Source organism: Telluria aromaticivorans (assembly GCF_013003915.1).
Classification (GTDB): Bacteria; Pseudomonadota; Gammaproteobacteria; order Burkholderiales; family Burkholderiaceae_D; genus Telluria; species Telluria aromaticivorans.
Genome location: NZ_JABAIV010000005.1, coordinates 26,147 through 52,964 on the forward strand (window position 1 = coordinate 26,147; position 26,818 = coordinate 52,964).

12 protein-coding genes are annotated in these 26,818 nt (G+C 64.7%); 6 read left to right on the plus strand and 6 right to left on the minus strand.

The window, feature by feature from the left end:
• Positions 1-3 precede the first annotated feature (3 nt).
• Together gap and HGB41_RS14865 are read left to right on the plus strand one after the other, a co-directional pair.
• Positions 4-1,014 carry a type I glyceraldehyde-3-phosphate dehydrogenase gene (gap, locus tag HGB41_RS14860; RefSeq protein WP_091871564.1) on the plus strand — a complete coding sequence of 337 codons (1,011 nt, stop codon included), beginning with the start codon at positions 4-6 and terminating at the stop codon, positions 1,012-1,014.
• 305 nt (positions 1,015-1,319) lie between these two features.
• Positions 1,320-4,217, plus strand: coding sequence for a TonB-dependent receptor domain-containing protein (locus HGB41_RS14865; protein ID WP_171085762.1), 2,898 nt, complete (start codon positions 1,320-1,322; stop codon positions 4,215-4,217).
• Positions 4,218-4,486: 269 nt separating this feature from the next.
• On the opposite strand, the gene map is transcribed toward HGB41_RS14865, so the two are convergent.
• The 4 genes from map to glnE all read right to left on the minus strand — a co-directional run bounded on the left by map (position 4,487) and on the right by glnE (position 14,638).
• Entirely contained in the window at positions 4,487-5,251 is a 765-nt protein-coding gene (gene map / locus HGB41_RS14870) for a type I methionyl aminopeptidase (protein WP_171085764.1), read from the minus strand.
• A gap of 166 nt (positions 5,252-5,417) precedes the next feature.
• On the minus strand, positions 5,418-8,330 hold the full coding sequence (locus HGB41_RS14875) for a TonB-dependent receptor domain-containing protein (protein WP_171085766.1): 2,913 nt from the start codon (positions 8,328-8,330) through the stop codon (positions 5,418-5,420).
• Between the two features lie 305 nt (positions 8,331-8,635).
• A complete protein-coding gene (locus tag HGB41_RS14880) occupies positions 8,636-11,539 on the minus strand; it encodes a TonB-dependent receptor domain-containing protein (protein ID WP_171085768.1) in 2,904 nt (967 codons plus the stop codon).
• 333 nt (positions 11,540-11,872) lie between these two features.
• Positions 11,873-14,638 (minus strand): bifunctional [glutamate--ammonia ligase]-adenylyl-L-tyrosine phosphorylase/[glutamate--ammonia-ligase] adenylyltransferase, encoded by a 2,766-nt coding sequence (gene glnE / locus HGB41_RS14885; RefSeq protein WP_171085771.1) that lies wholly within the window; start codon positions 14,636-14,638, stop codon positions 11,873-11,875.
• 202 nt (positions 14,639-14,840) lie between these two features.
• Here glnE and HGB41_RS14890 point away from each other — a divergent pair, with 202 nt between their 5' ends.
• The 3 genes from HGB41_RS14890 (at position 14,841) to tldD (ending at position 21,845) form a co-directional block, all read left to right on the plus strand.
• Positions 14,841-19,049 (plus strand): YhdP family protein, encoded by a 4,209-nt coding sequence (locus HGB41_RS14890; protein WP_171085773.1) that lies wholly within the window; start codon positions 14,841-14,843, stop codon positions 19,047-19,049.
• A 1-nt stretch (position 19,050) separates the two neighbouring features.
• Positions 19,051-19,848: a carbon-nitrogen hydrolase family protein gene (locus tag HGB41_RS14895; protein WP_171085774.1), complete on the plus strand. Its 798-nt coding sequence runs from the start codon at positions 19,051-19,053 to the stop codon at positions 19,846-19,848.
• A gap of 536 nt (positions 19,849-20,384) precedes the next feature.
• Positions 20,385-21,845 (plus strand): metalloprotease TldD, encoded by a 1,461-nt coding sequence (gene tldD, locus HGB41_RS14900; protein WP_171085776.1) that lies wholly within the window; start codon positions 20,385-20,387, stop codon positions 21,843-21,845.
• Between the two features lie 308 nt (positions 21,846-22,153).
• Here tldD and HGB41_RS14905 read toward each other — a convergent pair whose 3' ends face one another.
• Positions 22,154-22,480, minus strand: a complete 327-nt coding sequence (locus HGB41_RS14905) for a hypothetical protein (RefSeq protein ID WP_171085778.1) — start codon at positions 22,478-22,480, stop codon at positions 22,154-22,156.
• Positions 22,481-22,729: 249 nt separating this feature from the next.
• Here HGB41_RS14905 and aroG point away from each other — a divergent pair, with 249 nt between their 5' ends.
• Positions 22,730-23,788 (plus strand): 3-deoxy-7-phosphoheptulonate synthase AroG, encoded by a 1,059-nt coding sequence (gene aroG / locus HGB41_RS14910; protein WP_171085780.1) that lies wholly within the window; start codon positions 22,730-22,732, stop codon positions 23,786-23,788.
• Positions 23,789-23,877: 89 nt separating this feature from the next.
• On the opposite strand, the gene HGB41_RS14915 is transcribed toward aroG, so the two are convergent.
• Positions 23,878-26,745 (minus strand): TonB-dependent receptor domain-containing protein, encoded by a 2,868-nt coding sequence (locus tag HGB41_RS14915; protein ID WP_229423044.1) that lies wholly within the window; start codon positions 26,743-26,745, stop codon positions 23,878-23,880.
• Between the last annotated feature and the right edge of the window lie 73 nt (positions 26,746-26,818).

Consider the following 26,818-nt stretch of genomic DNA (forward strand, 5'->3'; position numbering starts at 1 on the left):
GCAATGACGATCAAAGTTGCAATCAACGGTTATGGCCGCATCGGCCGCAACATCCTGCGCGCTTTCTACGAAGGCGGCAAACAGCAAGACATCCAGATCGTGGCGATCAACGATCTCGGCAATGCCGAGTCGAACGCCCACCTGACCCGCTACGACACCGCCCACGGCAAGTTCCCGGGTACCGTCACGGTCGAAGGCGACAACATGATCGTCAACGGGGACAAGATCCGCGTGTTCGCCACCCGTAACCCGGCCGAGATCCCATGGGGCGAGCTGGGCGTGGACGTGGTGCTCGAGTGCACCGGCTTCTTCACCACCAAAGAAAAGGCCTCGGCCCACCTGAAGGGCGGCGCCAAGAAAGTCATCATCTCCGCCCCGGGCGGCAAGGATGTCGACGCCACCATCGTGTTCGGCGTGAACCAGGACGTCCTCAAGTCGACCGACACCGTGATTTCGAACGCTTCCTGCACCACCAACTGCCTGGCCCCGCTGGTCAAGCCGCTGAACGATGCGATCGGCCTGGAAACCGGCCTGATGACCACCGTGCACGCCTACACCAACGACCAGGTGCTGTCGGACGTGATGCACGAAGACCTGCGCCGCGCGCGTTCGGCCACGATGAGCATGATCCCGACCAAGACCGGCGCCGCCGCCGCGGTCGGCCTGGTGCTGCCTGAACTGAACGGCAAGCTGGACGGCTTCGCGATTCGCGTGCCGACCATCAACGTGTCGCTGGTCGACCTGTCCTTCATCGCCAAGCGCGACACCACGGTGGACGAAGTCAATGCCATCCTCAAGACCGCCTCGGAAGGCGCCCTGAAAGGCATCCTGACTTACCAGACCGAGCCGCTCGTCTCGATCGACTTCAACCACAACCCGGCGTCTTCGAATTTCGATTCGACCCTGACCAAGGTATCGGGCCGCCTGGTGAAAGTCTCGTCGTGGTACGACAACGAGTGGGGCTTCTCGAACCGCATGCTCGACACCACTGTCGCCCTGATGAACGCCAAATAAGCCGTTTTAGCAGGAGTTCCAGAAGTTTCAAGACGCCCCGAAAGGGGCGTTTTTTTTTTGTCGATATTCGTTTTATGCAGAACAATATTTGGCGTTGAGGAAATACAACAGATCTGAAGCTTTTCCTGCTTTTCTGCACGCTACCCGTTTTCTTTCAAGCAAGGCTCTGCGAGACTCTAGCTCGTATGCATAAGTTACATGCATGCCGCATGAAGTCCATGCGAGGCACATGAAATGCATGCATCCAGCATGCAAGACATGCAGTTCGCATGAGAGATAACTAAAAATCGTAGGGACGGGAAAACGTGAACAAACCACAATTGAAATACAGCGTAGTCGCAGTCGCCATGGCCATCGCGGCAGCACCATTCGCCCAGGCGCAGACCACCAGCCCGGAAGCGCCGGCCACCGTGTACGTGACGGGTTCGAACCTGAAGCGCACCGACAAGGAAGGCACCCAGCCGATCCAGACCATCACCGCCAAGGAAATCCGCGAGTCGGGCGCCGCCACCGTGACCGAGCTGATGCGCCTGGTCCCGTCGATGGGCACCGACCAGAACCTCGACACCAATGACGGCGGCTTCTCGCGCGGCGTCTCGACCGCCTCGCTGCGCGGCCTGTCGTCGACCTCGACCCTGGTGCTGCTCAACGGCCGCCGCATGACCCCGTCGGCCTACGCCGACCCGAACAACGGCAACTCGACCCTGTACGACCTGAATTCGATCCCGCTCGCCGCCCTCGAGCGCGTCGAGATCCTGAAGGACGGCGCATCGGCCGTGTACGGCTCCGACGCCATCGGCGGCGTGATCAACTTCATCACCAAGTCGAACTACCAGGGCCGTGAAGTGTCGGCACGCATGAGCGCAAACGACAACGGCAAGTTCAAGCGCAAGGGCGTGAACTTCTTCGCCGGCACGGGCGACCTGGAAGCGGACGGCTACAACGTCTTTGTTACCGGCGACGTGTCGGAACGCGACCGCGTGCTGCGCGCCGACGTCAAGGACATCAAGTTCGACGAGTACAAGAAGCTGCAGAACCGCTATGCGACCCCATACGGCAGCACCATCTCGAATTCGCCGATCCTCTACCGCGAATCGGCGCCGAACTCGGGTGTGTTCAGCGCCACCCAGGCCAACGCCGCCGACCGCCTGCGCGTCACCCTGGGCTGCGATCCATCGCGCGTGCTGACCGGCTCGACCGCCATGGGACTGGCAGCGACCAGCGTGTTCATCAACCGCCAGTTCTGCAACTACGACCTGAACCAGCACCTGGAAGGTATCAGCGACGGCCGTGAAGGCAGCCTGATGAGCCGCGGCGTGTTCAAGCTGGGCGCCACGACCCGTGCCTTCGCCGAAGTCGCCTACGCCCGCACCGAGCGTGCGTACGACTCGACCCCGATCACCATCAACACCACCCCGGTGACCAACTTCACCGCCACCGGTATTGCGCCGAGCTACCAGACCGTGCTGCCGATCGGCCACCCGAACAACCCGTTCCCGAACGCGCGCGCATCGGTCGCCTACCGTTTCGAGAACGCACCGCGCGGCACCGAGACCACCAATGAGAACGGCCGCCTGCTGGCCGGCCTGCAAGGCACCAACTTCAACTGGGACTGGGAAACGGCCTTCCTGTACAACGAAGCGCGCCGCCAGGACAGCTACAAGGGCCGCCTCTACCTGCCGACCCTGCGCCGCCTGAACAGCGGATCGACGCTGGCCCAGGTTGCCGCCGACCCAAGCATCTTCCGCAGCACCGAGTCGAACGACAAGGCATCGATCGCGCAATTCGACGTCAAGGCCAACACCACCTTCGGCAGCCTGCCTGGCGGCGCGGTCGGCATGGCGGTCGGCGCCGAAGCACGCCGCGAGAAGCTGATCATGCGTCCCGACGCAGAACTGGCTGCCGGTAACATCTACGGCCTGGCCAATACCGTCATCGACGGCGAGCGTGACGTGAAATCGGGCTTCATCGAGATCCGTACCCCGTTCCTGAAGAACTTCGAGATGGACTTCGCGGGCCGCTGGGACAAGTATGAAGGCATGGATACCAACTTCGTGCCGAAGGTCGGCGCCAAGTGGACCGCCACCAACACCCTGGCTTTCCGCGGCACCTATGCCGAAGGCTTCCGCGCACCGGCCCTGTCGCAGGTGACCCCGGGCGGCGCCCAGTTCTTCCTGTCGGGCCTGTACGATCCGAAGCGTTGCGAAGCCGACGAGGAAACCCCGAAGCCGAACGCCACCGAAGCAGACTGCAACAAGTCGGCATCGGGCACCGGCGGCGCCAACCCGGACCTGAAGCCGGAAACCTCGAAGAGCTATTCGTTCGGCATCCTGTTCTCGCCGAACACCAGCTGGGACTTCGGCATCGACGCCTACAAGATCCGCAAGGAAGGCGAAGTGGCACTGGGCAGCGCCTTCGACGCACTGCGTAACGAAGACACCAACCCGGGCCTGATCGTGCGCGACCAGAACCCGGCCAACTTCGTGACCGATGCACAAGGCCGTCCAATCCCGGGCACCGGTCCGCTGCTGATGGTCCGCGAGCCATGGATCAACCAGGGCGCCGTCGAAGTGCGTGGTATCGACCTGGATGTTGCTTACCGCAAGAACCTGGGCTCGATGGGCAATTTCAGCGCCAAGCTGACCTCGGCCTACATCCATTCGTACACGCTGCAGCAGAACCCGGGCGACGCCGAGCACAACCTGGCAGGCTATAACGCCGGCCTGGTCGACTGGAACCTGTCGAGCGGCATGGACCTGCCACGCTGGAAGACCACGATCTCGGCCTCGCTGAGCCGCGGCGCCCACGCGTTCAGCGGTAACATCAACTACACCGGCCCGGTGTCGCTGGCCCGCAAGTTCGACAACAACACGACCTACGCGCAGTCGTTCTGCCACTACGCACCGGGCGTGAATGCCGGTACCGCAGTGAACTTCCCGAGCGCCAGCGCGCAGATCCCGGGTTACCTGGCAGCCTTCCCGGATTGCTCGGTCAAGGAATGGATCCGTGTCGGCGTGGGTTACACCTACACCGGCATCAAGAACCTGGCCCTGACCTTCAACATCCAGAACCTGTTCGACGAAGCCGCACCGTACGATCCACGCTACGGCGCGACCTCGGGCCAGCCACTGGCCGGCTACAACGAAGGCCTGCACAACCCGTATGGCCGTTACTTCACGGTCAACGCGAAGTACTCGTTCTAAGCGTCTTTCGACCAGTAGAAACCCGGCTCCGGCCGTAATGCCGTCCAGTTAAGACTGAACGGTATTACGGCCTCGGCCGGGTTTTTTATTTGCCGCAGCGCGCGGCACTTCGGAATCGTAGGGTGGGCGGCTTCGCCGCCCGCGCGTTCAAATCACGGTACTGCAGCCCGTGCGGTCGCACATACGCCAACTATCACCGCGTGGGCGGAATCCGCCCACCCTACAAGTGAACGATGACGCTTGAGAGACCGGCATTGCCGGGCAGGGTCTCAGGCCTTCGGCCAGGGCGTCAGGATTTCGGCGCCGTCCTTCGTCACCGCGATCATGTGCTCCCACTGGGCCGAGAGCGAACCGTCGACGGTCACGACGGTCCAGCCGTCTTCCAACTGGTCGACGTCGGCGCCGCCCAGGTTGATCATCGGCTCGACGGTGAAGGTCATGCCTTCCTTGAGCAGCAGGCCGGTGTTCGGGCGGCCATAGTGCAGCACCTGCGGCTCCTCGTGGTAGACGCGGCCGATGCCGTGGCCGCAGTATTCGCGCACCACCGAATAGCCGGCGCTTTCCGCCAGCTTCTGGATCGCGTGGCCGACGTCGCCCAGGCGCGCGCCGGGGCGCACCGCGCGGATGCCGGCCATCATGGCCTCATAGGTGGTGTCGACCAGCTTCTGCGCCTCGGGGCGCGGGGTGCCGGCGAAATACATGCGGCTGGTGTCGCCGTGCCAGCCGTCCTTGATCACGGTGACGTCGATGTTGACGATGTCGCCGTCCTTCAGGATCTCTTTCTCGCTCGGGATGCCGTGGCAGACCACGCCATTGACCGAAGTGCACAGGGTCTTGGGAAAGCCGTGGTAGCCGACATTGGCCGGGGTGGCCTTCTGCACCTTGCGGATGTATTCGTGGCAGCGGCGGTCGAGTTCCTCGGTCGAGACGCCGGGCACGACGTGTTCCCTGATCATGTCCAGCACCTCGGCGGCGAGGCGGCCGGCGACGCGCATCTTGGCGATGTCTTTTTCGTTCTTGAGTTTGATGGTCATATGGCTAGTGCGAAAGCGGCACCGGACGGCGGATGCTGCCGGCAAAACCGCCATCATACCGCGTCGGCCACGGCGGGGCAGGGGCCGGACGTAAAAATGCCCGCCAGGCAAAGCCGGGCGGGCATTGGGTCAGATCCTCAGGACAGGGCCGCGAGGCCCCGTGCCATTAGAACGACTGGTTGTAGCGCACGTAGAAGAAGCGGTCCAGCAGCATGTCCGCATCAACAGCCGAAGCCGAAGCCTGGGTGCTGTAGGCGATACGCGGCTTCTTGTCGAAGGCGTTGTTCACGCCTACGCGGATGTTGCCGTTCCACGAGGTCTTGTAGCCGACGCTCAGGTCATGGATGGTGACCGAACCGAGCTTGTTGGCGCCGGTGCCGAAGCTGGCTTCGTAGTCAGGCATGTTGCACTCGACGTCCACGTCCCAGCACTGGTCCTTGACCGGGCTGAAGTAGCGGAAGCCCCAGCTTGCCGACCAGTTGCCTTGCGACCAGTCGATGGTGTTGTTCGACTTCACGCGGTGGTAGAAGTATTCGCCTGCATACTCTTGCCAATCCGAATCCGCACCGGCGCGGGTCTTGAACGAGTCGGTGTACGAGGTTTCGCTGCGGATACCGAACTGGCCGAACGAGGTGCGTGGCAGGCGGTAGTTGATCGCCAGGTCCAGGCCTTCGGTTTCCATCTGGCCCAGGTTGGCGTTGCCGCGCGCCAGCTGGTTGATCTGTCCGGTGATCGGGTCACGCTTGATCACGGAGCAGAAGTTCGCGTTGCCTTCCTGGAAGCACTGGTTGGCGACATAGGTCGCGCTGATCGCGGTGATGCGGTTGGCAATCGCGATGTTGTACCAGTCCAGGCCGATGCTCAGGCCGCTGACGAACGACGGGCTGTACACGAAGCCGGCAGTCTTGGTGACTGCGGTTTCCGGGGTCAGGAACTGGTTGCCGGCGCCCGAGTTGAAGGCGACCAGCGACTGGGTGCCGGTGGTGCTGGTGATTGGGGCATTTGCCTGGTTCAGCTGGCGGTAGGTGGCCGTGGTGGCGCCGGTGCCGGCGAAACCGCTGGTGCAACGTGCCAGCACGGCTGGATCGCGCGCTGCTTCGCCGAAGCGGGTGTCGCATGGATCCAGGAAGGTGTCGAACGACTGCGAGCCGCCGCCGGAGACGTCGTCCACGGTCGGTGCGCGGAAGCCTTCAGCCCAGGTGCCGCGGAACAGCACGTCCTTGACCGGCTTGTACATGAAGCTGGCCTTGCTGTTGTTGGTCACGCCGAAGTTGCTGTAGTCGGAGTGGCGGGTCGCCAGGTTGAAGCTCAGCAGTTCAGCGAACGGCTTGTTCTTCAGCACAGGAATGTTCAGCTCGGCGTAGGCTTCGCGCACGCTGTACTTGCCGATGGTCGGCTGGCCCGACAGGTTGGTCGAATAGCCCGACTGCGAGAACTGGTCAGGAATGTCGTAACCCTTGACTTCGCGGTGCTCGATACCCACGGCCAGGCCCAGCGCGCCAGCAGGCAGCTGGAACAGTTCGCCGGCGATGTCGGCGTTGGCGCTGTTGATGGTCGAACCGTAGGTCTTGGCGCCCATGGTGTTGACGTAGGCCAGCGCTTCCGGGGTCGAAGCCGAAGGGCCGCCCAGGATGTCGAACGGCACGCAGTCTGCGAAGCCGATCGGTGCGCCCGGGGTGCCGCACTGCACGCGGCCGGCCGAGTTCATGAAGGACGGGCCCAGGGCGCGCTTCAGGTTCAGCAGGTTGATGTTGCCGTTGCCGGTTTCGATGCCGGAAACCTTGTTGTGGTTGTAGCTCGCGCTCCAGTTCCACGCCAGGTCACGGAAGGTGAAATCGCCTTCCAAAGCCGCATCGATGTGCAGGGTGCGGTTCTCGTTGTCGGTCACGCGCGGCATTTCGATGGTGCGGCGGAAGAAGTACAGGTCCTGGCCACGACCGGCGCCGGCAACCTGGTTACCGTACGGGTTGTAGTAGTTGTCCTTGTCGACATAGACCTTGTAGTTGGCCTGCGAAGCGGACTGCAGCGGGTAGCCGGCGATGGTGCGGACCGACTTGCGCTGCGAGTACATCGCAGTGGTCTTCAGGCGCATGTCGTAAGGCAGGGCGATCTCGCCCTTGGTGAACAGGGTGTCCAGACGGTTAGGCGACAGCAGGTCCATGTCCTGCGACGAGTTGTAGCGGTCTTCCGGCGCGTTGGTGTATGGATGGTAGCTGTTCGGGTCGCGCGAGTTGGCGCCGGTGCCCTTGCCGTCGAAGCTGCCGGTGTGGTTCAGGATGCGGTTGAAGCCGCCGTTAGCCACGCTGGTGTTGGCATTGCCCGCAGCGTTGACCGGGGTGATGCGACCCCAAGGCGAGGTGCCCAGGCCGTCAAACGGGTGGTCCGGACCGAAGCTGGTTGCGGTAATGGCGCGCTTTTGCGTGCCGACCTTGCCTTGTTCCGTATGCGACAGGCCGAACATCAGTGATGCCTTGTCGTTGCCGGCGCCATAGCTCAGCGAAAAGTCCTTGTTGCGACCGTCATTCTCGTCGTACTGGCCCCTGTAGATGCTCAGCTGGCCACCTTCCATGTTCTTTTTCAGGATGATGTTGATCACGCCGGCGATTGCGTCCGAACCGTAGATCGACGAGGCACCATCCTTCAGGATTTCCATGCGCTCGATCATCGACGACGGGATGGTCGACAAGTCGGTGTAACCGGCTGCGGTCTGGGTCCAGCGCTTGCCGTCCACCAGCACCAGCAGGCGGTTCGAACCCAGGTTACGCAGGCTGACGTACTGGCCGCCGGCTTCGGCGTTCGAGGTCAGCGAGCCGCTGCGGCTGAAGTCAGGCGCGCCGGCCGACGACAGGTTGTTCAGGATGTCGCCGACGGTCACGAGACCGGTGCGCTGGATCTGTTCCTGGCTCATGATCTGGACCGGCTGGGCGGTTTCCAGGTCGACCTGGCGAATACGCGAACCGGTCACTTCGACGCGCTGCAGCGGGGCCGAAGCTTCCTGTGCGATCGCGGTGGTCATGCCGAGGGTCATACCGCCCAGACAGATCGCGCGGATCGAACGGGACAAGAGTGTTTCCATCATGTTGCCAAACTCCTTGGGGTTAAAACTAGCTGGCCTGCCTTGCAGTCCAGCACTGGGAAGGGTCGCTGAGCGACTACGCAAAAATAGCCTGATGTTTCCGTCAAACTTATTTTCAAGTGGGCAATAGAATCATCTGGAGCGTTTCCCTGTCAACCGTGCAGGAGTAAAACCGTTGCTTCTGTTGCTAATTTGTGTATTTACGGGCAATAATCATTTTAACTATTGACGGATGCATATAGTTCGGTTCAAACGAGAAAAACCCGTCCGGCTCGCGCCGAACGGGTTTTTGCAGCAATTAAATTGCGTTAGAACGCTTGGTTGTAACGAACGTAGAAGAAACGATCGATCGGCAGGTCGGCATCGACGAAGGTTGCCGATGCAGCGCCCAGTACGGTAAAGCGCGGTGCCTTGTTGAACACGTTGTTCGCGCCGACACGCACATTGCCGTTCCATGGGAACTTGTAACCAACGCTGATATCGTGATAAGTCAGCGACGGCAGGCGGTTTGCACCGGCCGAAGTTGCGCCGGCACGGAAGGTACCAGGCTCGTTGCATTCCCATCCGCGCGGGATGTTCAGGCACTGGTCCAGCACAGGCGACAGGTAGCGCAGGCCCCAGTTGGCGCTCCAGTTACCCAGCGACCAGTCGACGCTGAAGTTCGACTTCCAGCGGTGGAAATCGTATTCGCCCGAGAAATCGATCCACTGGGCAGTGGCCGAGCTCTTGGTCGAGTACTCGTCCAGGTAGGTGGTTTCGCTCTTGAAGCCGAACTGGCCGAACGAGTAGCGCGGCAGGCGGTAGCGCAGTTCGAGGTCGACGCCTTCGGTCTTGATCTGGCCGAGGTTGGCGTTACCACGCGACAGGTCGATGATGCCGCCGGTAGCTGCATCACGGCGGATGCCCGAGCAGAATTCCGGCAGCGCCTGGGTGTAGCACTCGCCCAGGATGTAGTTCGCCGACACGCCCACGATGCGGTTGTCGATCTGGATGCTGTACCAGTCCAGCGCTGCCGAGAAGCCTGGCACGAACGATGGGCTGAACACCAGGCCCAGGGTACGGGTCGTGGCGGTTTCCGGCTGCAGGAAGCTGTTGCCGGCGCCTGCATTGAACGGGACCGCGGTCTGGGTGCCGCCACTCGAGGTGATGGTCGCGCCGGTCTGGCCGCGCTGGCGGAAGCCCGCCGCGGTGCCGCCGATGCCGCCGAAACCGCTGTTGCAGCGTGCCAGCACGGCCGGGGTACGGGCAGCTTCGCCATACACGGTGTCGCACGGGTCGAGGTAGGTGTCGAAGGCTTGCTGGCCGCCGCCGAAGGTGTCGCCCACGGTCGGTGCGCGGAAGCCTTCAGCCCAGGTACCACGGGCCAGCAGGTCCTTGATCGGGCGGTAGACGAAGCTGAACTTGCTGTTGTTGGTCGAACCGAAGTTGCTGTAGTCCGAGTAGCGGGTCGCCACGTTGAAGCTCAGCGATTCCACGAACGGCAGGCCCTTCAGGACCGGGACGTTCAGCTCGGCATACGCCTCGCGCACGGTGTAGCGGCCGGTGGTCGGGTTGCCGGCCAGGTCGGTCGAGAAGCCCGAGCGCTCGAACTGGCCCGGCAGGTCTTCACCGGTAACGGTACGGTGTTCGATGCCGGCTGCAACGCCGACCGCGCCGGCTGGCAGGGTGAACAGTTCGCCGCCGATGTCGGCGGTCGCGCTGTCGACCTTGCTGCCGAAGTTATAGCCGCTGACCGACATGACGTAGTTCAGTGCCTGCGGGGTCGCGGCCGACGGACCGCCCAGGATGTCGAACGGGACGCAATCAGCCATGGCGATCGGTGCCGCGGCGGTGCCGCACTGGACCGTGCCGGCAGCGTTGCGGAACGATGGGCCCAGGGCCTTCTTCAGGTTCAGCAGGTTCAGGTTGCCGGTACCCATGGTGCCGCCGGAAATCTTGCTGTGGTTGTAGCCTGCGCTCCAGTTCCACGGCAGGCCACGCAGCTCGAAGTCGCCTTCCAGGGTCGCGTCGATGTGCAGGGTGCGGTTGTCGTTCTCGGTCACGCGCGGCACTTCGATGGTGCGGCGGAAGAAGAACAGGTCGCGGCCCAAGCCAGCGCCGGCGACTTGATTGCCGTACGGGTTGAAGTAGTTGTCCTTGTCGATATAGACCGGGAACTTCGACTGCGAGGTCGACGACAGCGGGTAGCCGGCGGTGGTCGATACGCTCTTGCGCTGCGAGTACATGGCGGTGGTGACGAAGCGCATGTCGTACGGCAGCTCGATCTCGCCCTTGGTGAACAGGGTGTCGAGCTTGGACGGCATCGCGAACACCATGTCGCGGGTGGTGTTCCAGTTGTCGGCCGGGATCGGGGTCAGGGCCACGACGTCGTGGTAGTTGGCCGGATTGCGCGAATCCTGGCCGATGCCGGCAGCGTTCTGGTCGCCGGTGTGGTTCAGGATCTTGTCGAAGCCGGTGGCGCCGCCGGTGGCGCTGACCTGGCGGATACGGCCCCATGGACCGCCACCGAGGTTTTCGAGCGGGAAGTTCGGGCCGCGCGCAAAGCGGGTGCTTTCGCGGTCGCGTGCGAACACTGCGCCCGATTCGGTGTGCGACAGACCGAACATCAGGTTGGCTTTTTCGTTGCCGGCGCCGTAGCTCAGCGAGAAATCGCGGTTCTTGCCGTCAGCGACTTTCTCGTTGCGGCCGGCGTACAGGCTCAGCTGGCCGCCTTCCATCGACTTCTTCAGGATGACGTTGACCACGCCCGCGATCGCGTCGGAACCGTAGATCGACGAAGCGCCATCCTTCAGGATGTCGATACGCTCGATCATCGACGACGGGATGGTCGACATGTCGGTGAAGCCCGCGACCGACTGGGTCCAGCGCTTGCCGTTGACCAGCACCAGCAGGCGCTGGCTGCCCAGGTTGCGCAGGTTGACGTACTGGCCGCCGTTTTCACGGTTCGAGGTCAGGGCGCCACCCTTGCTGAAGGACGGGGAACCGGCCGACGACAGGTTGTTGATGATGTCGCCGACGGTCACCAGGCCAGTTTTCTGGATCTGTTCCTGGGTCATCACCTGGACCGGCTGGGCCGTTTCCAGATCGACCTGGCGAATACGCGAACCGGTGACTTCCACGCGCTGCAGCGGTGCTGCTGCTTCTTGCGCGACGGCGGCCATCGAGTGAACGGCAAAGGCGACTGCCAGTGCGATCTTGGTACGTTGTTGCATGTGTTCTCCATCTCGCGCCAACCCGGGGTGGGGCGGCGGGCTTGTTTTAAAAAGTGGCAACCTGTGCGACCAGCACACCGCGGATAACGGTGTTGCCGAGGTACATACACATCCCTATCAGATCATTCAGGATTGATATGTGTCAATATGCCCAAGAGTAATATCTGTCCGAAAAACAACAGTTAATAAAAAGAAATTTCTGACTGAAAAGTCAGCAGGGTATGCATGCGCGATCAGGGAGCGTGCGGGAGGAGAGATGGGTGGCCGTGGTGCGTATGCACCACGGCGGTGCGGACGGGATCGGGTGGCGCCTGGCGCCCCCGAAGGCTGGGGTCAGTCGCTGGAAGGGTCGCCGAAGCAGGCCTGCCACAGGAGCAGTACGCTGTCCGGGTGGCCACCGAGCAGGGCGGGATCGACCCGGGCTTGTTCCTGGCCCTGCAGGCGCACCTGGTGCTGCAGCTTGCGCATCGCGCGATAGGCCCCCGCCACCGCAGCGGCGAGGTCCGGGTCGATCAGACCGAGCTCGCCGCACAAGCGCAGCAGGGCGATATTGCCGACGTTGGCGGTCAGCTGCGGGTAGCTGGCCGCATGGCGCAGCACCAGGTACTGGACGATGAACTCGATGTCGATCATGCCGCCGGGGGCGCCCTTCAGGTCGAACAGCTCGCCGCGGCTGCTGCCTGCGTCGCGCATGCGCTTGCGCATGGCCCGCACCTCGTCCTTGAGCCGGTCCTCGTCGGCGCTCCTGTCCTTGCGCAGCACTTCTTCGCGGATTGCTTCGAAGCGCGCGCCGATGGCGGCGTCGCCGGCGCAGAAGCGTGCCCGCGTGAGCGCCTGGTGTTCCCAGATCCAGGCACTGCTTGCCTGGTAGCGTTCGAACGCGGCGCTTGATGACACCAGCATGCCGCTGGCGCCGTCGGGGCGCAGGGCGGTGTCGATGTCGAACAGGATGCCGGCCGCCGTGTGCGCCGTGTTCCAGGTGATGAAGCGCTGCGCCAGCTTCGCGTAGTTGGACGGCGCCATGTCGTCGTCGTCGTCGAACAGGAAGATCACGTCCAGGTCGGATACGTAGCCGAGTTCCTTGCCCCCCAGCTTGCCATAGGCGATGACGGCAAAGCGCGGTTCTTCGCGGTGGCGGGTGGCGACCGCGCGCCAGGCGTGCTTGACGGTCGCGCCGACCATGGTGTCGGCCAGCGCCGACAAGTGGTCGGCCAGGCGCTCGACCGAGAGTTCGCCGGCAAGGTCCAGCGCCAGCAGGCGGAACAGCTGGGCGTGGTGGGTCTCGCGCAGGATGTCGAGCTGGCGCTCGGTGTCGCCGGCCGCCTCCAGCAGCTGGGCGTCGAGCCCCAGGGCCAGCTGGGCCAGCTGGCCGGGGTCGCCGGCGCCCTCGTTGCGGTCGTCGAGCAGTTCGTCGAGCAGGATCGGGTGGCCGGTGAGGAAGGTGGCGGCCCAGCCGCTGGCATTGATCATCCGGATCACACGCTCGAGCGTATGCGGGTATTCGGTCAGCAGCGAGAGGTAGGCCGAGCGGCGCGCGATGGCTTCGAAGAAGTCGAGCAGGCGCCCGAGGGTGGCGGCGTGGCTGCCGATGCCGGCTTCCTGCACCACGGTGGCGATTTGGCCGAGCGCGGCGTCACCCAGGGCCAGCAGGCGGGCGCGGCTGGCATCGGGCAGGGCGGCCAGGCGTGGCCCCTGCAGGGTGGCCACCAGGCGGGTGGCCGCCCCCACCGGGTCGTCGTAGCCGAGCTCGAGCAGGCGGGCGGCAATGGCGTCGCGGTTCTCGGGGTCGTCGGCCAGCAGCGGCACGTCCGGGGCAGCGGTCTCTACCTTGTCGGCGAAGATCGCGTCGAACTGGGCGGCGACATAGCTGCGCTGCTCGTCGAGGCGCACCAGGAGCGTGGCGACGTCGGGCAGGCCCATCATGCGGGCGACAATCGCGCGGTCTTCCTCGCTGGCGGGCAAGGTATGGGTCTGGGCGTCTTCCAGGTATTGCAGGCGGTGTTCGAGGTTGCGCAGGAAAGCATAGGCCTCCAGCAGGCGCTCGACGGCGTCCTGCGGCAGCAGCTCGCGTTCGGCAAGCAGGCGCAGGGTCGCCCGCGTCGAGCGCTCGCGCAGCGCCGGGTCGCGCCCGCCGCGGATCAGCTGGAAGACCTGGGCCAGGAATTCGATCTCGCGGATCCCGCCGCGCCCGAGCTTGACGTTATGGCTGCGCTCGGGGTGCAGGCGTTCCTGGCGCTTGACCTCGGTGCGGATCTGGGCATGCATGTTGCGGATCGCATCGATCACGCCGAAATCGAGGTAGCGGCGGTACACGAAGGGGCGCACGATCGCGTCCAGCGCCGCGATGTCGTCAAGCTCGCCGGTGACTGCGCGCGCCTTGACCCAGGCATAGCGCTCCCATTCCCGGCCCTGCACAATGAGGTATTCCTCGACCATGTTGAGGCTGGCGGCGAGCGGCCCGGAGTTGCCGTTGGGGCGCAGCGCCATGTCGACCCGGAACGTGAAGCCGTCCTCGATGACTTCCGACAGGGCGGCAATCAGCTTGCGCCCCAGACGCACGAAGAATTCGTGGTTGGACAGCTGGCGCTGCCCTGGGCCGGCGGCGGTATCGCCATCTTCCGGATAGACGAAGATCAGGTCGATGTCGGACGAGACATTCAGTTCGCCGCCGCCGCCCTTGCCCATGGACAACACTATCAGGTGCTGGGGCCGGCCGGAATCGTCCCCGGTCGGCATGCCGTGGATGGCGACCAGTTCCCCGGTCAGGGCCGCGACATGGGTGCGGATGGCGAAGTCGGCAAAGGTCGTCATGGCGGTGACCACCTCGTCCAGGGTGGCCCGGCCGTCGAGGTCGCGCCGGATGATGGCGGAGACCAGCAAGTTGCGCAGGCGGCGCATCGCCCGCGGCAGCGGCAGGCCGGCGTCGAGCTCGCGCGCCAATGCCGCGCCGAGGTCGGCGTCGGCCAGCGATAATCGGGCAAAGTCCTCGAGCAGGGCGGGGCGGGCCGGATCGGCATCGAGCCAGCGCTGGAGGAAGCGCGAGCCGTCCGGCGCTCCGGAGGCGGCCGGCGTTCCGGGGGCGGGTGCAGCTGGGGTCATGGTGTGCGATCCAATAGTTGTTGTACCGTCGGGTAGCACCGTCCGCCCGCGCCGCCCGGTTTTGCCGTCCGGCAGGCGTTCGTGCGGTAGAATTGCCCGCCGTGCTGCCCCGGTCAGCATGATGGTAAGGTAGACGCCGCAACCCTTGCAAGCGATCTGTTATCAAAGTTTTAATTTACGGCGGCCTTTGTTGAGCACCTTGATGGACAATCCGGAACCGCAGGCGGCGCACGCACAGGGCGGACACCTGCCGCTGGCCGTGCGCTGGCAGCGCATGCGCGCGGCCTATCGCTATGCGAACCTGGCCTCGCACCACGTCCTCGGCTTCACCATCAAGCTGGTGCTGTTCATCTATTTTGCGCTGGCCGTGCTGTTCCTGGTGCTGCGCTACGCCATCCTCCCGAACATCGGTCTATATAAAGGCGACATCGAAGCCGCCGCCGGCCGTGTGCTCGGCAACCGGGTCACCATTTCGCAATTGTCGGCCTCGTGGCAGGGCATCCATCCGGCCCTGAGCCTGGCCGACGTGCGCCTGATCGATGCCAGGGGCCGCCAGGTGCTGGCGCTGCCGCAGGTGTCGGCCACGCTGTCGTGGTGGAGCCTGGCCGCCTTCGAGCCGCGCCTGCATGCGCTCGAGGTCCACCGTCCGCAGCTGGATGTGCGGCGCGGCCTGGATGGCGTGCTGACGGTGGCCGGCGTGCGGCTCGACCCGAATAAAAAAGACGACGGCCGCGGCGCCGACTGGCTGCTGCGCCAGCGCGAGATCGTGATCCGCGACGGGCGGGTCGACTGGACCGACGAGCTGCGCGGCCGGCCGACCCTGGCCCTGACCGAGGTCACGATGGCGCTGCTGAACCGCTTCGGCGGCGGCCACCAGTTCGCCCTGCGCGCCACCCCGCCGCGTGCGCTCGGCCGCCCGCTCGACCTGCGCGCGCGCTTCCGCCACCGTTTCGGCGCGCGTCCGTCGGATGTCAAGCGCTGGAAGGGCGAGCTGTACGCCGACCTGCGCGGCGCCGACCTGGCAGCGTGGAAGCGCCACGTGGACATGCCTTTCGAACTGGCCAGCGGGCGCGGTTCGGTGCGCGCCTGGCTCAGCTTCGATCACGCCCGGGTAGCCGGTTTCACCGCCGACCTGGCGTTGGCCGACGTCAACGCCCGCCTGGGCGCGGCGCTGGCGCCACTCCAGCTGGCGCAAGTGCGGGGACGGCTGGCGGCGCGCGAAGAAATGCTGCCCGGGACCGAGGACGGCAAGCCGACCTTTGGCGCCCACGGCCACACGGTCAGCCTGACCGGCTTCTCGGTGACGACCCGCGACGGGCGCACGCTGCCGCCGGCTACGCTCGAACAGAGCTGGCGTCCGGCCCGTGGCGGCCGTCCCGAGCACGGCGAGCTGAAAGCGCGCCAGCTCGATATCGGAGCGCTGTCTGCGCTGGCCGGGTATTTGCCGCTGCCGCCGCAGCAGCGCCAGATGCTGGCCGACTACGCGCCGCGCGGGCGCGTGCTCGACCTGTCGGCCAACTGGGAAGGACGCTATCCGTCGCTGCGCTCGTTCCGGGTGCGCGGCGACGTGGCCGGGCTGGCAGTCAATGCGCGCGCGGAGCGTCCCGCCCAGCCGGCCCGCGCCGGCCAGCCTGCGCTGCCGGCGCGCCCGGCCACCCCCGGTTTCCAGAACCTGAGCGGCAGCATCGATGCCAGCGAACGCAGCGGCAGCGTGACGGTCGATTCCCAGGCCGCGGTGCTGCTGCTGCCGGCCTGGTTCGCCGAGCCGATGATGCCGCTCGACCGGCTGGGGCTGAAAGCACGATGGACCTATGACCCGGGCCAGCAGCTGCTGGTCGAAGTGGAGAACCTGCAGTTCGCGCAGGGCGCCCTGAATGGCTCGCTCTCCGGGCGCCACACGCTGCCGCTCCAGCCGGGGCGCGGCCCGGGCGTCGCCGATTTTACCGGCAAGATCGACGGCTTCGCGATCGGCCAGGTTGGGCGCTTCCTGCCGCTGGCCACGCCCGAAGGCCTGCGCGGCTGGCTGACCGGTGCGCTGCAGGGTGGCCTGCTTCGCGACGCCACGCTGCGCCTGCGCGGCGACCTGGCCGACTTCCCCTTCCGTGCCACGGGTTTGACAAATAAGGTACTGGAGCGCGCGCGCGGCGAGTTCCGCGCCGCCGGCCGCCTCGAGGATGCGCGCCTTGAATACGCACCGGGCCACCGCCACCCCGACGGTACTCCCCTGTGGCCGCTGGCCGAAAACATCAACGGCCGCATCGAGTTCGACCGCGCCCGCATGGAAATCCGCGGCGACACCCTGCGCACGATGGGAGTGGCGCTATCGAACGTGAAGGCGGTGATTCCCGACCTCGGTGCGCACGACCTCAAAATGCTGGAGATCGACGGCACCGCCGCCGGCCCGCTGCAGGAATTCCTGCACTACGTGGCAGCCAGCCCGGTGCCTGGATGGATCGGCCACTTCACCGATGAAACCCATGCCGGCGGCAATGCGCGCCTTGGCCTGAAGCTGCGCATGCCGCTTGCACACCTAGGGGACACCAAGGTGCTGGGCAGCCTGCAACTGCTGGGTAACGACATCAGCCTGTTCCCGGAACTGCCGCCGCTGCAGGCGGCACTGGGCCGGATCGATTTCTGGGAGCGCGGCGTCAACCTGAACGGCGTAGGCGCCAGTTTCCTCGGCGGGCCGCTGGCGCTGTCGGGCGGCACCCAGAAGGACGGCAGCATCGCGATCCGCCTCGGCGGCACCCTGTCGGCCGACGGCATGCGCCGCACCGCGCCGGTGCCGGCGCTGCAGCGCCTGGGCGCGCGCCTGTCCGGCAGCACGCCTTATACCGGCGCAGTGGTAGTGCGCGAAGGGCGGCGAACCGTGACGCTCGAATCGAACCTGGCGGGCCTGGGCCTGGAGCTGCCGGCGCCGTTAAACAAGCCGCAGGCGAATGCGCTGCCGCTGCGTTTCACGCTGGCCGGCGAGCCGACCGTCAACGGCGTGGCACGCGACGAAATCCGCGTGGCGCTGGGAGATGATTTGGCGGCGCGCTACCTGCGCGAGAAGCAGGGGCGCGGCCCGTGGCTGGTGCAGCGCGGCGGCATCGGCGTGAACGTGCCGGCGCCGGAACCGGACAGCGGCACCATGATCCATGTGAACATGCGCGCGCTGAACGTGGATGGATGGATTGCGGCGGGCAAGGCGATTGCGGGCACGGGTGGCGAAGCGAGTGGCGGAGCAGGTGCCGGTACTCCTGCGACCGGTGGCGAATTCGCGCAATACGTGGTGCCGGACGTGATCGCGGGGCGCGTGTCCGAACTGACGGTCGGAGAGCGGCGCCTGGCCGACGTAGTGCTGGGCGCGACCCACCTGAAGGACACCTGGCAGGCCAACCTGAATTCGCGCCAGGTCAGCGGCTATGTGACCTGGGCCGAATCGGGCAGCGGCCAGGGCCTGGGCAAGGTCACCGCGCGCCTGGCTTCGCTCGTGATTCCCGAATCGGACGAGGCCGAGGTGAAGAACCTGCTGGAATCGAACCAGGGTGTCTCCGCGACCATCCCCTCGCTCGACATCGTGGCCGAGAACTTCCAGCTGTTCGACAAACGGCTCGGCCGCCTCGAACTGCAAGCGAGCAACGTGCAGGCGCTGGCGGGGCGCGAATGGCGCATCAACCGTCTCGCCCTCGACAGTCCGGAGGGCCAGCTCAAGGCCAACGGGCGCTGGCTGACCAAGGATGGCAAGAGCAATACCAGCCTGAATTTCATGCTCGACATCGATGATGCGGGCAAGCTGCTCGACCGCCTCGGCTTCCCCGAGACCCTGCGCCGCGGCAAGGGCAAGCTGTCCGGCGATATTTCGTGGAGCGGGCTGCCGTATGCGATGGACATCCCGAGCCTGTCGGGCCAGGTCGAGCTGAATGTCGAATCCGGCCAGTTCCTGAAGCAGGACCCGGGCGCGGCCAAGCTGCTGGGCGTACTGAGCCTGCAGGCGCTGCCGCGCCTGCTCAAGCTCGACTTCCACGACGTGTTCTCGCAAGGCCTGGCGTTTGATGGCATCAGCGCCAACGCCATGATCCAGCGCGGCGTGCTGCGCACCGACAACCTCAAGATGCACGGGGTGGCGGCCACCATCCTGATGGACGGCAGCGCCGACATCGCCAACGAAACCACCAACCTGCGCGTGGTCGTGATCCCGGAATTCAACCTCGGCACCGGGCCGCTGGTCTACGGCCTGGCGGTCAACCCGGTGATCGGCCTGGGCAGCTTCCTGGCGCAGCTGTTCCTGCGCGCACCGGTGATGAAGGCGCTGACCTACCAGATGCAGATTTCGGGACCGTGGAAATCCCCGGTCATCACCAAGCTCGACAACCCGCCGCCGGTGCCCCTTTCCCCGACGGCGCGCGCCAACGCAAGGAAGGATTGACATGACGAAGGTAGCCGCAGTGCAGATGGTGTCGACCCCCGATGTCGGCGAGAACCTGGCCACCGCGCGCCGCCTGGTGGCGCAGGCAGCGGGCGAGGGCGCGGGCTTCGTCGGGCTGCCGGAATACTGGCCGATCATGGGCATGAGCGACCGCGACAAGGTGGCGCACGCCGAGCAGCAGGGTGCGGGACCGATCCAGGACTGCATGGCAGGGCTGGCGCGCGAACATGGCATCTGGCTGGTCGGCGGCACGCTGCCGCTGGTGTCGCCGGACGCCGGCAAGGTGCTCAACACCACCCTGGTCTACGACCCGCATGGGCAGGCGGTCAGCCGCTACGACAAGATCCACCTGTTCGGCTTCAACAAGGGCGACGAGTCCTACGACGAGGCGCGCACCATCGTGCCGGGGGAAGCCGTTGGGGCGTTCGAGGCGCCCTTCGGCCGCGTCGGCCTGTCGGTCTGCTACGACCTGCGCTTTCCCGAGCTGTACCGCGCGATGGGCGAGTGCGCCCTGATCGTGGTCCCGGCAGCCTTCACCCACACCACCGGCCTGGCGCACTGGGAAGTGCTGCTGCGCGCCCGCGCGATCGAGAACCAGTGCTACGTGCTGGCCTCGGCCCAGGGCGGCCTGCATGCCAACGGCCGCCGCACCTTCGGCCACAGCATGCTGGTCGATCCCTGGGGCGAAGTGAAAGCGGTGCTGCGCGAAGGCGAGGGCGTCATCACCGGCACGCTGGATGCTGCCTTCCTGGCCGGCGTGCGCGAGAGTTTGCCGGCGCTGAAGCATCGCAAGCTGTAGGGGAGCTGCCCATATCGCTTTGCACATCCCGTCCTGTGCGGTCCCTCCTGCCTCTGTGAATAATTAGGGTCAGAGTAGAATTATTTGCCAAGAGCCTGATATCAACTGGCTTTCCGCCATTTTTCGTAAGTAGGTGCAACGGAACCTGAAATCTTGGTCAACAATTCGACTCTGACCCTAATTAATTGGCGCCCGTTCTCAGTTCGAATGGCCGCTCAATGGCGACGAAATCGTCTCAAACGCGTCTTCCTGGAAACGAGTCATGGCATCGAGCGGCTTTGGCTGGTACTTGGGCGCCGTTATGTGTCAACCGAGGCCAAAAATAAATAGGGTCAGAGTTGAATTATTTGCCAAGAGATGGACATCAAGTGGTCTAAAACCATTTTTCGTAATTTGCTGCAATAGATCCTGAGATCTTGGCAAACAATTTGACTCTGACCCTCATTGTTTGGGAAGTGCGGCGGGCGGGCTGCGTACCGCTACGAAGCGCGGGGATATGGCACAATGCTTTCTCTATCTGAACGACCGAACGCAAAATGAAACCATTCGAACCGAACCTTTCCTCCCTGGCGGTTGCGCGCGACGTGCTGCTGACACCATTCGGCCTCGACGAGGGCAAGCTGCTGAGCGCGCTGGGGTCGATGTTCACGCACAAGGTCGATTACGCCGACCTCTATTTCCAGTTCACCAAGAGCGAGGGCTGGAGCCTGGAAGAGGGCATCGTCAAGACCGGCAGCTTCTCGATCGACCAGGGCGTCGGCGTGCGCGCCATTTCCGGCGACCGCACGGCGTTCTCGTATTCAGACGATATTTCGGAAGCGGCGCTGCTCGATGCGGCAGCGGCGACCCGCACGATCGCCCGCGCCGGTTCCGGCAAGATCAAGATCGCTACCGCGGCACGCCCGACCGGCGGCCGCTCGCTTTACCTGCCGCACGATCCGCTGGCTTCGCTCGATGCGACCGCGAAAGTGAAGCTGCTTGAGCGCGTCGAGAAGATGGCCCGTGCCAAGGATCCGCGCGTGGTGCAGGTGATGGCCGGCCTGGCCGGTGAATACGACGTGGTGCTGGTGGTGCGCAGCGATGGCGTGCTGGCGGCCGATATCCGTCCGCTGGTGCGCGTGTCGGTCACCGTTATCGCGGAGCAGAATGGCCGGCGCGAAGTCGGTTCGTCCGGCGGCGGCGGGCGCTACGACTACGGCTATTTCAGCGACGAGCTGCTCGACCAGTATGCGACCGAGGCGGTGAAATCGGCTTGCGTCAACCTGGAGGCGCGTCCGGCGCCGGCCGGCCCGATGACCATCGTGCTCGGCCCGGGCTGGCCCGGCGTGTTGCTGCACGAGGCGGTGGGCCACGGCCTGGAAGGCGACTTCAACCGCAAGGGCTCGTCGGCCTACGCCGGCCGTATCGGCGAACGCGTCGCGGCCAAGGGCGTGACTGTGGTCGATGACGGCACCCTGCAGGACCGCCGTGGTTCGCTCAACATGGACGACGAAGGCAACCCGACCCAGTGCACCACGCTGATCGAAGACGGCATCCTGAAAGGCTATATCCAGGACACGATGAACGCGCGCCTGATGAAGATGCCGGTCACCGGTAACGCGCGCCGCGAATCCTTCGCCCACCTGCCGATGCCGCGTATGACGAATACCTACATGCTGGCCGGTGACAAGGATCCGGAAGAAATCCTGGCCTCGGTCAAGAACGGCCTGTATGCGGTCAATTTCGGTGGCGGCCAGGTCGACATCACCAACGGCAAGTTCGTGTTCTCGGCCAGCGAAGCCTACATGATCGAGAACGGCAAGATCAGCTACCCGGTCAAGGGCGCGACCCTGATCGGCAATGGTCCGGAAGTGATGAACAACATCTCGATGATCGGCAACGACATGCGCCTGGATTCTGGCGTGGGCGTATGCGGCAAGGAAGGCCAGAGCGTGCCGGTGGGCGTTGGACAGCCGACCTTGCGCATCGATGGCGTGACCGTGGGCGGGACGGGCTGAGGTCTTGTCTGGCCAGCTTTAACACAACGCCCGGTTTTCCGGGCGTTGTTGTTTCCAAGAGCGATCAGGACTGATCGAATGGGAAGGTCTCGAGGTCCACACTCTCTAGTAAAGCTAAGATTCGCGCACGCGTTTAGTTGCTAACGAATAGCCGCGCGGCTACGCGTCAGCTGCTTGAACGCATGGGCAGGTAAAACAGTCCAGTGGACTGTTTTACGCCCACCCTACGGTTTGGTGCCTAACTGAATTTATAGGTCTCCCGCATGTACACCGTCAGGCCGAGCGGGTCCGTGTCGCGCGGATCGTAGTCAAGCTGGAAGTTGGTGAGCTAGTTGGTAAAGGGCGGCTCCTTGTCGAACAGGTTCTTGATGTCCGCAGTGAACTCCGCCCGCTTGGTCGCCGGTATAGGTGCCGGAGAGCGACCAGGTCGAGTGATGGCCGACCGTGTTGAAGAACTCGGGCTCCACCGCCGAATTCTGGTCGGTGTAGTGCGACATGTAGCGCTTGGCCAGGTTGACCGTCCAGTCGCCGCGGCTCAGCGAGAACAGCAGGTTGTGGCGCGCAAGATGCTGTAGGATTCGCGCAACCGCTTGCCAAACCCGGTGGCCGCAGGCGACCGAGAAGTAGCTTGCCAATCTTCATGCTATATTGTTATAGTCAAACCAGACATAGCCAACCGGGCCAGATCGACTCCCATGCGCCAGCACGTTTTCTTTACCTGCTATTTTTACTTTAGCCATTCCAGCCCCTTGGCGGTGGAGTAGCGGCAGGTTCACGCGACAGCAGAACAGTCCGACGCAATCCAGACAAACCGCCAGCGATGGCGGTTTTTTGTTTTCAGCCCCCCGGCTCTTAGCCCAGACACACACACCACGGAGTACAGCATGCCTCGCACCGACGACCTACGCATCCGCGAAATGAAGGAACTGACGCCGCCCTCGCACCTGATCCGCGAGTTCCCGGTCACCCCGGCGGCCGAGCAGACCGCGGCCGGCGCGCGCGTGGCGCTGCACCGCATCCTGCACGGCCAGGACGACCGCGTGATGGTCGTGGTCGGCCCCTGCTCGATCCACGACCCGCAGGCCGCGCTCGAGTACGCGCGCCGCCTGGCGCCGCTGCGCCAGCGCCTGGCCGGCGAGCTTGAGATCGTGATGCGGGTGTATTTCGAGAAGCCGCGCACCACGGTCGGCTGGAAGGGCATGATCAACGATCCGTACATGGACAACAGCTTCCGCATCAATGACGGCCTGCGCATGGCGCGCGAGCTGCTGCGTAGCATTAACGAGCTGGGCCTGCCGGCCGGCACCGAATTCCTCGACGTGATCAGCCCGCAGTACATCGCCGATTTGATCAGCTGGGGCGCGATCGGGGCGCGGACCACCGAGTCGCAGGTGCACCGCGAGCTGGCCTCGGGCCTGTCCTGTCCGGTCGGCTTCAAGAACGGCACCGACGGCAACATCAAGATTGCGGCCGACGCGATGAAGGCGGCTTCGCAGCCGCACCATTTCCTGTCGGTGACCAAGGGCGGGCATTCGGCGATCGTGTCGACCGCGGGCAACGAGGATTGCCACATCATCCTGCGCGGCGGCAAGGCGCCGAACTACGATGCGGCCAGCGTCGAGGACGCCTGCAAACAGCTGGCCGCCAACGGGCTGGCAAGCCGCCTGATGATCGACGCTTCGCATGCAAACAGCAGCAAGAACCCGCAGAACCAGGTACCGGTATGCGCCGACATCGCGGCCCAGATCGCGGGCGGGGACGACCGCATCGTGGGCGTGATGATCGAATCGCACCTGGTAGCGGGGCGGCAGGACCTGGTGCCAGGCAAGGAACTGGTCTACGGGCAATCGGTGACCGATGGCTGCATCGACTGGGACACCAGCATCGGGGTGCTGGAGGGGCTGGCGGCGGCGGTTGTACAGCGCCGGCTGCGCCGCGAATAAGGCCGGCGTGGGAACAGCAGGTTTGGCGGCATAAAAAAACGGCGCACCCAGTTCAACCTGGGTGCGCCGTTTTCATGTGACTCGCCGGATTAGAACTTGGCGGTCAGGTTCAGGAACACATGACGGCCCATGGCGTCATACACCTGCGGGTAGGTGTTACCGTTACCCAGGACTGCGGCGACGACACCGGTGACTGGCGGATCCTTGTCCAGCGAGTTGTTCACGCCAACGCGCAGGGTCAGGTTCTTGTTGATGGCCCACGAGCCCACCAGGTCCAGGTAGCTGCGCGCGGCAAGGCGTTCGTCGGCCGGCTCAAACTCGGTGCTGATCAGCGGGTTGTCGCTGGTAGCGTCGAGCTTCACGCCGCGGATGTAGCGCCAGGTCACGCCCACTTCCAGGCCCTGCCATGGGGTGCCCCACACGGCGCGGATCTTGTGGCGGTACTTCGGCAGCGGGGTGCCGCAGGTGGTGCCGTGCAGTCCCGCGCAGTCATACTCGCCCGAACCCGGGAAGTCTTCCTGCTTGAACTCCTTCAGGAAGGTGCCGATGTACGACAGGTCCAGGTTGCCGTAGCCGCCCATCTTGTAGCCGTAGTTCGCGCCCAGGTCGATGCCCTTGGTCGAAATCGAACCCAGGTTCTGGTTGGTCGCGACGATACGGCCGGCGTTCAGTGCCCACAGGGTACCGAGGCGGTCACGCTGGATCAGGCCGCAGAACTTCGCATCGCCGGTCTGCAAGCACTGGGTCAGGGTGGTCGATGCTGGCAAGCCGCCGATCGCGCCTTCGACACGCATGTCGAATGCATCGATTGTCATGCTCAGGTTGCGCATCGGGGTCAGCACCAGGCCCAGGGTGTACGAATCCGACTCCTCCGGCGCCAGGCCGGTGTTGCCGCCGGTGATCTGGTTGTACTGCTGTGCCGGGCTGTCTTCGATACGGCCGTACTGGGCCGCGGTGACGCCGGTCAGCGCGCACTGTGCCAGGGTAGCCGACGGGGTGGCGCCGGCGCATGGGTCGGACGACATGCCGAACAGGCTCAGGCCTTGCGGCGTGAACAGTTCGACCACGTTGGCGGCGCGGGCAGCGCGCTGGTAGCTGAAGCGCAGCTTGGCGGCTGCAATCGGCGACCATTCGGCGCCGGCGCCGTAGGAGCTGGTCTTCTGGCCGGTCGAGTAGTCCGACTTGCGGTAGGACGCGTTCAGGGTCAGCGACTCGGCGAACGGCATTTTTTCCAGCACCGGGATACGGGCTTCGGCGTAGTAGTCGCGTACGCTGAACTGGCCGGCCACGCCCAGGGTCGGGCCGCCCTGGCCGGCGAGGTCGCCGGTTTCGAAGGCGGTGTCGGTTGCCAGGTCGAGCTTTTCGGTGCGGTGTTCCCAGCCGAATGCAACGCCGATGCCGCGGTTGGTGGTCGGCAGCTTGATGCCGTATTCGCCCAGGTCGCTCGACAGGTTGATGCCCTGCACGGTCTGCGAGGTGCTGCCCTTCTGGAAGCCAGGGGTCTGCAGGTATTTCAGTGCTTCAGGCGTGACGCCGCCCAGCGACCAGATGTTGTACGGGACGCAGTTGGTGTCGGTGCCGTCGATCACGCTCTGGCAGGTCGGCACGCCGTTCGGGCCCGCGACCACGTTCAGTGCGCGGCCGATGCGCTGGTTCGAGAAGTCGTTGAAATAGGTTTCCGAGTACAGCACCTTGCCGGCTTGCAGGAAGGCGTCGTAGGTCCAGTTGCCGACGTCGCCCTTCATGCCGATCACGCCGCGGTAGGAGGTGTGGCGCTGGTCGTCGCGGCGGCCGCCGCCTTCCACGTTGCGGCGGAAGATCAGTGCGTCGGCGGTATCGCCAGGGCCGGTCAGGCCCAGGTCGCGGCGCCATGCCGGCGACAGGAACGGGTTCTCGAAGCGGATCGCGTTCGAGCCCGAGGCGTCGAAGCCGAACAGGCCCGATGGAGCGATCTGGGCGACGGTGCTGTCATCGTGGAAGCTGGCTTCCGTGTACAGGCGCATCTGCTCGTTGATGTCGAAGTGCGTGAAGCTGCTAAAGGTGTAGCGCTCCGACGGACGGCGGAAATAGTTCAGCGGGCCGTAGTTGTACTGGTCGGTGGCAGCCACGTACGGACGGGTGTTGCCGGCCGCATCGGCGACGGTGCGCTGGCCGGCGTCGGTGAAGAAGCGGCCTGGGAAGCTGGTGCCCGAACCGCCGCAATTGAAGGTGTTGCCCGAGCTGAAGCCATCCAGCGAGCAGGCGGTGAAGTCGCGCTCGGACTGCAGCAGCGCGTCTTCTTTCTTGTAGCCGAAGAAAGCGACGGCGTTACCGCGGCCATCGGCGAAGTTACCGCCCAGCAGCAGGTTGGCGTCCTTGATCTTGCCGTCGGCGCCCTTGTCGCCTGCGACCGGGAAATTACGGCGGCGTGCGGCGTCGGCAGCCATGCCACCGTTCTGCTGGTGATTGTAGAACGCGTAGTTGGTTTCCAGTTGCACGCCCTGGAAATTGTCGTTCATGATGAAGTTGACGACACCTGCGACCGCGTCCGAGCCGTAGATGGCCGAGGCGCCGCCGGTCAGCACTTCGACGCGCTTGATCAGCGCTGCCGGAATCTGGTTCAAGTCGGCTGCGGTGTTGCGCGGCGAACCTGCCGGCAAGCGGCGGCCGTTGACCAGCACCAGGGTGCGGTCGGCGCCGAAGTTGCGCAGGTTGACGGTTGCGGTGCCGGACGAGCCGTTCGAGATCGAACCACCCTGGTCGGCGAAGACCTGGGGCAGGTTGTTCAGCAGGTTTTCCACCGAACGCGTGCCTTCCAGCTTGATGTCCTTGGCGCCCACCACGGTCACCGGGCTCACGCTTTCGAGGTTGGCGGTTGCGATACGCGAACCGGTCACTTCCACGCGTTGCAGGTTCTGGCCTTCGCCAGCTGGAGCCTGTTGCGCTTCCTGCGCATAGGCGGTAGCGGCAAATGCCATGCCGCCTGCGAACATCAATCGAACCGAACGAGATATTACTGTTTCAACCATCATGTCGAAAATTCCCAGGTAA

Coding starts and splice junctions, on each gene's coding strand:
- HGB41_RS14915 (WP_229423044.1), bottom strand. CDS start 26,745: ATGGCATTTGCCGCTACCGCCTATGCGCAGGAAGCGCAACAGGCTCCA.
- gap (WP_091871564.1), top strand. CDS start 4: ATGACGATCAAAGTTGCAATCAACGGTTATGGCCGCATCGGCCGCAAC.
- tldD (WP_171085776.1), top strand. CDS start 20,385: ATGAAACCATTCGAACCGAACCTTTCCTCCCTGGCGGTTGCGCGCGAC.
- aroG (WP_171085780.1), top strand. CDS start 22,730: ATGCCTCGCACCGACGACCTACGCATCCGCGAAATGAAGGAACTGACG.
- glnE (WP_171085771.1), bottom strand. CDS start 14,638: ATGACCCCAGCTGCACCCGCCCCCGGAACGCCGGCCGCCTCCGGAGCG.
- map (WP_171085764.1), bottom strand. CDS start 5,251: ATGACCATCAAACTCAAGAACGAAAAAGACATCGCCAAGATGCGCGTC.
- HGB41_RS14895 (WP_171085774.1), top strand. CDS start 19,051: ATGACGAAGGTAGCCGCAGTGCAGATGGTGTCGACCCCCGATGTCGGC.
- HGB41_RS14890 (WP_171085773.1), top strand. CDS start 14,841: ATGGACAATCCGGAACCGCAGGCGGCGCACGCACAGGGCGGACACCTG.
- HGB41_RS14875 (WP_171085766.1), bottom strand. CDS start 8,330: ATGATGGAAACACTCTTGTCCCGTTCGATCCGCGCGATCTGTCTGGGC.
- HGB41_RS14880 (WP_171085768.1), bottom strand. CDS start 11,539: ATGCAACAACGTACCAAGATCGCACTGGCAGTCGCCTTTGCCGTTCAC.